The organism is Lentzea sp. CC55 (assembly GCF_021056325.1).
Lineage (GTDB): Bacteria > Actinomycetota > Actinomycetes > Mycobacteriales > Pseudonocardiaceae > Lentzea > Lentzea jiangxiensis.
This window is the reverse complement of sequence record NZ_JAJCXE010000057.1, coordinates 247,934-254,304: the sequence shown is the minus strand read 5'-3', so window position 1 is coordinate 254,304 and position 6,371 is coordinate 247,934. Positions and strand designations below refer to the sequence as shown.

Below are 6,371 nucleotides of genomic sequence, written 5' to 3'. Positions count from 1 at the left end.
CGGAGGGTGCGGCAGCCGCGGGTGCCTTCGGCTTCGGAGCGGACGGCTTGGGCGCCGGCTTCGAGGACTTGGCTTCGTAGGCGTCGCGAAGTCGCCGGGCCACCGGGGCCTCGACGGTCGACGACGCGGACTTCACGTACTCGCCCTGTTCGGCGAGCTTGTTGAGAACTTCCTTGCTCGTAACACCGAGCTCTTTCGCGAGCTCGTGCACGCGGGCCTTGCCTGCCACTGGTCTCCTAGGTCGTGAGGCCGGTGGGCAAGTCCCATCGACCTCGTCTTAACGTCGCGCGTTCATGTCTTCAGCTTCACGGCTGACTCATGACGGGTCGACCTGCTTCCTTGTTTCCTGCTGGCCCCGGGGCTGTCCCGGGACCTGTTTCCCGTGCCGCTCGAAGTGCTCGCGCAGCGAAGCGACGTCGAGTGCTCCCTGGACCCGGAGGGCCCGCGAGAACGCCCGTCGCCGCTCGGCGTTGCGGAGACATTCGAGATCGAAGTGCAACCAAGCACCCCGACCCGGAAGCCGCCGATGGACGTCCGGAACAACCGAACCGTCCACCGCGACCACTCGCAGCAGCTCGGAGGGCAACGTCCGGGTGCGGCATCCAATGCACGTGCGAACAGGGCCGATGTGCTGGGACACCACTCCCGACGATGAACCGTTGATAATTCTATCCCCTGGAGCTCATTCAGCCGAACCGGATGTGACCGCACCGGCGGCCGGAGCCTCCGCGTCACTGCGGATGTCGATGCGCCAGCCGGTCAGGCGGGCGGCCAGGCGGGCGTTCTGCCCCTCCTTGCCGATCGCCAGCGACAGCTGGAAGTCGGGCACCACGACGCGGGCCGTCTTGGCGCGCTCGTCGACCACCTTCACCGACACGACCTTCGCAGGTGACAACGCGTTCCCGACGAAAGTGGCCGGGTCGTCCGAGTAGTCGATGATATCGATCTTCTCGCCACCGAGCTCGTGCATGACGTTGCGCACACGGGCGCCCATCGGGCCGATGCAGGCGCCCTTGGCGTTCACTCCGGCAACCGTTGATTTCACCGCGATCTTCGAACGGTGACCTGCCTCACGTGCCACCGCGGGGATCTCCACGGTGCCGTCCGCGATCTCCGGGACCTCGAGGGCGAACAGCCGCCGCACGAGGTTCGGGTGGGTGCGCGAGAGGGCGATCTGCGGCCCGCGGGCGCCGCGGGAGACGCTCACGACGTAGCACTTGATGCGCTCGCCGTGGTTGTACTGCTCGCCCGGCACCTGCTCCGCCGGCGGCAGCACCCCCTCGGTGTCCCCCACCTGGACGACGACCATGCCGCGGGCGTTCGCGCGGGCGTCGCGCTGCACGACACCCGCGATGATCTCGCCCTCCTTGGCGGAGAACTCGCCGAAGGTGCGCTCGTGCTCCGCGTCGCGCAGGCGCTGCAGGATGACCTGGCGAGCCGTCGTGGCCGCGATGCGGCCGAAGCCCTCCGGGGTGTCGTCCCACTCCTCCTGGACCGACCCGTCCGGCCCCAGGTCCTGCGCGAGCACGCGCACGACGCCGGTCTTGCGGTCGATCTCCACGCGCGAGTGCGTGGCGTGTCCTTCGGTGTGCTTGTAGGCGGTCAGCAGTGCTGACTCGATCGCCTCCAGGACCGTCTCGAAGGGGATGTCCTTTTCACGTTCGATCGCCCTCAGGGCGGCGATGTCGACGTTCACCTCGGCTCCTCCTCCGGTGCTTTCCGAGTGAGCCGAGCCAGTTCCTCGACCGGCGGCTGCTTGAACTCGATCTCCATGACCGCGCGTTCGATGTGGCGGTACTCCACGCGCCGCAGCTCGCCCTGGTGCAGCAGCTCGACCCCGGTCTCGTCGCACTCGCCGACCCGGCCGAACCACTCGGCCTTCTCCGGCTGCTTGACCTTCACGAGACGCAGGTGCGCGCGCTTCCAGTGGCGCGGGCGGGTGAGCGGGCGGTCGACACCCGGCGAGGTGACCTCGAGGGTGTACGGCCCGTTGATCAGGTGGTCGTGCGCGTCGAGCGCGGCGGAGACCACGCGGCTCGCCTCGGCGACCTCGTCGAGCCCGATGCCGTCTTCACCGTCCACGACGACCTTGACCAGACGGCGGCGCCCAGCCTGATTCACGTCGAGCGCGTCGAGGTCGAAGCCGGCGGCTTCGAGAGCTTCCCGCACAACGGGTGTTAGCTGCGCGGAAAGGTCTCCGCGCGGCGGGCTGGACACGTGGTGTCTCCTTCAGTTCGAACGCATGAAAACCCCGGCCGACGCTGTTTCCGGCGGCCGTGGACGACCAGACTATCTCGTTCGCCCGGCTCCCACCGACCCGCACGGCTGCTGGCAATATGGGTTCGCGTGATCTCCGAATCGGTCAGCCGCCGCCGTGTGCTGCTCGCGGTGGCCGCCGCACCGCTCGCCGTTGCGTGCACCACAGAACCCCCGGCGCCACCCCCGCCGGACCCGTTGTCGGCCCTCGCCGCGCGGGCCCGTGCGGACGTCAAGCTGGCGCAGTCGCTGACGGCGGTGCCCGCGGCCGCGGAGATCGCCAAGGCCCGTGAGACGCACGCGACCCTGCTGCAGGCCGAGGTCGACCGCGAACGGCCGCCGCTGTCGTCCACGGCGCCGCCCGCCCCCACGAGCCCGCCCACGCCGCCGGACCCCCTGGCCGCGCTGCGGACCGCGCTCGACGAGTCCGTGCGCGAGGCCTCGGCCGCCGTCGCCTCGCTGCCCTCCTACCGCGCCGGTCTCGTCGGCTCGGTGGCCGCCGGCTGCGCGTCGCTGCGGGAGGTGCTCGGATGAGCGTGGAGGCCGTCCAGACCGCGCTCGGGACCGAGCACGCGGCGTTGTGGACCTACGGCATGGTGTCGGCGTTCCTGGACCAGCAGTCCGCCGCCGTCGCCGAGGGCGCGAACCTGCACCGGGCGCGCCGCGACACGACCGAGCGGTGGCTGAAGGACCACGGCGCGACGCCGAACCCGCCCGCGGCCGCGTACCTGCCGCCGGCGCCGGTGTCCGACGCCCCGTCCGCGCTGGCGGCGCTCGTCGCCGCCGAGCAGGACACCTGCGCGGCGTGGCGGGGGGTGCTGGAGCGGACCGACGACGTGGCGCTGCGCACGTCCGCGCTGGAGGCGCTGACGACGGCGGCGGTGCGGGCTACGCGGTGGCGCAAGGCCGCCGGGACGACCCCGGCGTCCATCGCGATGCCCGGGGTCGCGTCCGGTTAGCCGGTGAACGAGGACGCGAGCCTGATCGCGTCCTCGGAGACCTTCTTCATGTCCTTGTTGTGCGCGAGCGCGTCGGGGCCCCTGGTCGGCGAGTCGGACTCGACGATCACGACCTCCTCGTCGCGCTGCTCGGAGGCGTACCCGCCGTTGGCCAGCGTGGTCAGCGGCGGCACGCTGATGGCCTTGTCCAGGACCAGGTCCTTGACGTTGCCGGTGCCGTCGCGCTGGGTCAGCTCGCGCAACTGACGCGCCTCCTCGGCCGTCTTCATCTTCACGACGGACACGGACGAGTAGACAGTGCGGCCGTCCGGCAGTTTGGCCGTGTAGAACGCACGGGTCAGCTGCAGGCACGGCGTGGTCTTGAAGAACGCCTGCGTCTGGCTCGTGGCGTGGGCGGCGCAGTCGCTGTCCTTCACCGGCTCCGGCAGCTCCGGCACGGTGGTGAACTCGTACTCCCCCGCGGTCTTCTCGGGTTGCGCGACCTGCTTGTCCACCGGGTCCGACGGCTGCAGCACCCACCAGACGAGCCCGGAGACCACCGCGACGCCGACGAGTGCCAGCGCCCTGCCCACCCACGTGCTCTTCCGCACGGGTGCGGGTGGTGGTGGCGCGGGCATGTGCCCCTGGCGGTTGTCCATGATCGACTGGAGCTTCACGAGCTCGTCGGCCGGGTACAACGGCGCGGTGTCGGTGGGCCTCGGTGGGAAGCGAGGCAGGTTCTGGGTCACCTCTTCAGGTGACTGGCGTGGTTCCGACACAAGGACTCACGGTAACGGACGGCAGTCAGCCGAGCGCTTCGAGCACCCGGTCAACGTCCTCGACAGTGTTGTAGAGGTGACATGCGAACCGTGTGCGACCTGCGCGGACAGACGACACGACGCCCGGGACGGGTGGTGCGTCGACGGACACGATCGCCGAGCCGCGGGACGGAAGGCCGAGCCCGGTGAGGAGCCGATCAGTCAAGCTCACGCAGTGCGCGCGCACTGCGTCGAGGTCCAGGGTCGCCACCCACGGGAGCGCAACCGCCGCACCGACGTGGGAGAACCACGTCGGTGAGAGGTCGAACCGCCGTGCGTCGGAACGCAGCACGAGCTCCGTGCCGTAGTTCTCGCCGGTGCTGTACCAGTTGGCCGCCAACGGCTTGAGGAAGTCCATCCGGTCCGGCCGCACCGCCATCCAGGCCGCGCCCCGCGGTGCCATCAGCCACTTGTAGGCCACGCCGACGACGAAATCGGCCCACGCCAGCGACAACGGCATCCACCCCGCCGCCTGCGAGACGTCGAGCAGCACCGGCTTCCCGGATCCGCGAAGGCCTTCGAGGTCCGCGATCGTCCCGTCCGCGCTCTGGACCACGCTCACCGCGACCATGTCGCACTCGTCCACCGTGGACACGACCCGGTGTCCCGCGGCGACGAACGGCAGCGAGACGCTCGTGAACTCGCCGGGGTCGACGAAGACCTTCGAGCCGGCCGGCAGGGCCTGGGCGACCAGCGACGCGAACTGCGACACCGTGGCGCCGCACGCGACCGACGCGGCGGGCACCCCGACCAGCCGCCCGAAGGCCTCGCGGGAGGTCTCCACGACCTCGTTGAACGTCGAGGACGTGTCCTGGCCGCGCCGCCACCGCTCGTGCGAGGCCGCCACCGCGTCGGCGACGTGCCGCGGGGGCACCCCGATGGACGCCGTGTTCAGGTAGCCGGGCTCGACGTCGAAAACCGCTCCGAAGGCCTCACGCATGCGTGAGCTGCTTGTCGCGCTTGCGCCGCGCGTAGACCTGCTTCTTCACCCGTGCGATCACGGTCCCATCCTGCCCGACGACGTCGGTGTCGAACCAGATCAAGGCCTTCTCGGTGCCCCTGGTCCGTTCCAGCACCTGCTCGACGTGCTCGTCGGTCAGCCGGAACTCGGCGTGCACCGTGCCGCGGCCGGGTGCGACGAAATCGATCTCGCCCGCCCGGTCCCACACGACGTGCTCACCCTTGAGCTGGTGGAACAGCAGCAACACCCAGAACGGGTCGGTCATCGCGAACAGCGAGCCGCCGAAGTGGGTGCCGAAGAAGTTGCGGTTCCACGGACGCAGGCGCATCCGCACGCGCGCATACCGGTAGTCCGGCGAGATCTCCTCGACGCGGATGCCGGCGAACAGGAACGGCGGCCACAGGTTCATCCCGAAGCGCAGGCGGCTTGCCTTCATAAAAAACAGTGTTACACAACCTCCGCCAGCCTGTCCGCAACTTCCTCCGGCGACGGCATGTGACTTATCTCGTCCGCGATCCGACCTGCGGCTTCCCGGTAGCGGCCGTCGGTGAGCAGCAGCTGCACGCACCGCGCGACCGCCTCGGCACCGATCGCGTCCGGACGCACTCCGGCGCCCGCCTTGAGGAGCGCCTCGGCGTTGCCGAACTGGTCCGCCCCTCGCGGCAGTACGACCTGAGGGACCCCCTCGGCCAGAGCGTTCAGCATCGTGCCGCTTCCGCCGTGGTGCACGACGACGTCCGCCTGCTTGATCACCTCGGCCTGCGGCAGCCACCGGTCCGGCGTGGCGACGACGACCTGGGCGTCGAGCCGTCCGAGGTCCCCCACCACCGTCGCGAGCAGTTCCTCCGTGCCGAACACCGTTCCGAAGGTGACGTAGACGAGCTTCTCGTGCGTGCGTTCCGGGACCCGGCCGGGCGTCGCGTGCGGCACCGGGCGGAGCAGGATCCGGTCGTCGGTGAAGTCCGCGTTCTGCAGCGAGGGCGGGCAGAGGTCGAGGTGCCGTCCGCCGGCGGGCCGCGCCAGCCCGATGCCGTCGTCGAACATGCGCCCGAACCCGTGCCACAGCACCGGGAACGCCCGGCGCTTCGCCTCCCGGAACACCTCCGGCACCGACCAGCCGCTGATCACCAGGTCGGGCAGGACGCGTTCGAGCTCGGGAGCGATGTCCTCGGCGTAGATCTCGCCGAACGCGAGGCCGGGGCGGAACGGCCGCAGCCCCAGCCGCCCGAGTTCGGGGTGCATCTCCTCGCCGACCGCGAAGTGCACCTCGTGCCCGGCGTTGCGCAGCGCTGACGCCAACGGGATCAACGGGTACGTGTGGCCGACCGTGGCCATGCAGGCGAACAGCACGCGCATGACGTGACGATACTGAGGACCCCGAGAGCGAGACGCGATTTG

10 protein-coding genes are annotated in these 6,371 nt (G+C 70.3%); 2 read left to right on the top strand and 8 right to left on the bottom strand.

What is annotated here, in order from left to right:
• The 4 genes from L6E10_RS39670 to rimP all read right to left on the bottom strand — a co-directional run.
• The coding region (locus L6E10_RS39670; RefSeq protein ID WP_236225297.1) for a translation initiation factor IF-2 N-terminal domain-containing protein at nucleotides 1-229 on the bottom strand (229 nt) is incomplete at its 3' end.
• An 87-nt stretch (nucleotides 230-316) separates the two neighbouring features.
• Nucleotides 317-640: a YlxR family protein gene (locus L6E10_RS39665; RefSeq protein WP_308102985.1), complete on the bottom strand. Its 324-nt coding sequence runs from the start codon at nucleotides 638-640 to the stop codon at nucleotides 317-319.
• A 42-nt stretch (nucleotides 641-682) separates the two neighbouring features.
• Nucleotides 683-1,696, bottom strand: coding sequence for a transcription termination factor NusA (gene nusA, locus L6E10_RS39660; protein ID WP_236225296.1), 1,014 nt, complete (start codon nucleotides 1,694-1,696; stop codon nucleotides 683-685).
• A complete protein-coding gene (rimP, locus tag L6E10_RS39655) occupies nucleotides 1,693-2,217 on the bottom strand; it encodes a ribosome maturation factor RimP (protein WP_236225295.1) in 525 nt (174 codons plus the stop codon). Before rimP ends, nusA begins: the two co-directional genes overlap by 4 nt.
• 129 nt (nucleotides 2,218-2,346) lie before the next feature.
• Here rimP and L6E10_RS39650 point away from each other — a divergent pair, with 129 nt between their 5' ends.
• Together L6E10_RS39650 and L6E10_RS39645 are read left to right on the top strand one after the other, a co-directional pair.
• Nucleotides 2,347-2,790: a hypothetical protein gene (locus L6E10_RS39650; RefSeq protein ID WP_236225294.1), complete on the top strand. Its 444-nt coding sequence runs from the start codon at nucleotides 2,347-2,349 to the stop codon at nucleotides 2,788-2,790.
• On the top strand, nucleotides 2,787-3,215 hold the full coding sequence (locus L6E10_RS39645) for a ferritin-like domain-containing protein (protein ID WP_236225293.1): 429 nt from the start codon (nucleotides 2,787-2,789) through the stop codon (nucleotides 3,213-3,215). The genes L6E10_RS39650 and L6E10_RS39645 overlap by 4 nt, the downstream gene beginning before the upstream one ends.
• On the opposite strand, the gene L6E10_RS39640 is transcribed toward L6E10_RS39645, so the two are convergent.
• From L6E10_RS39640 to L6E10_RS39625, 4 genes are read right to left on the bottom strand one after another with little or no spacing between them, the layout of a single operon-like run.
• A complete protein-coding gene (locus L6E10_RS39640; protein ID WP_236225292.1) occupies nucleotides 3,212-3,943 on the bottom strand; it encodes a hypothetical protein in 732 nt (243 codons plus the stop codon). The two genes, L6E10_RS39645 and L6E10_RS39640, sit on opposite strands and share 4 nt — an antisense overlap.
• 55 nt (nucleotides 3,944-3,998) lie before the next feature.
• The gene (locus tag L6E10_RS39635) at nucleotides 3,999-4,952 is read right to left on the bottom strand and encodes an aminotransferase class V-fold PLP-dependent enzyme (RefSeq protein WP_236225291.1); all 954 of its coding nucleotides are present in this window, start codon (nucleotides 4,950-4,952) and stop codon (nucleotides 3,999-4,001) included.
• Complete coding sequence (locus L6E10_RS39630) at nucleotides 4,945-5,409, bottom strand: DUF4442 domain-containing protein (protein ID WP_236225290.1); 465 nt, start codon at nucleotides 5,407-5,409, stop codon at nucleotides 4,945-4,947. Before L6E10_RS39630 ends, L6E10_RS39635 begins: the two co-directional genes overlap by 8 nt.
• An 11-nt stretch (nucleotides 5,410-5,420) precedes the next feature.
• A complete protein-coding gene (locus tag L6E10_RS39625) occupies nucleotides 5,421-6,329 on the bottom strand; it encodes a glycosyltransferase (protein WP_236225289.1) in 909 nt (302 codons plus the stop codon).
• Nucleotides 6,330-6,371 lie beyond the last annotated feature (42 nt).

Coding starts and splice junctions, on each gene's coding strand:
- L6E10_RS39635 (WP_236225291.1), bottom strand. CDS start 4,952: ATGCGTGAGGCCTTCGGAGCGGTTTTCGACGTCGAGCCCGGCTACCTG.
- L6E10_RS39625 (WP_236225289.1), bottom strand. CDS start 6,329: ATGCGCGTGCTGTTCGCCTGCATGGCCACGGTCGGCCACACGTACCCG.
- L6E10_RS39630 (WP_236225290.1), bottom strand. CDS start 5,409: ATGAAGGCAAGCCGCCTGCGCTTCGGGATGAACCTGTGGCCGCCGTTC.
- L6E10_RS39645 (WP_236225293.1), top strand. CDS start 2,787: ATGAGCGTGGAGGCCGTCCAGACCGCGCTCGGGACCGAGCACGCGGCG.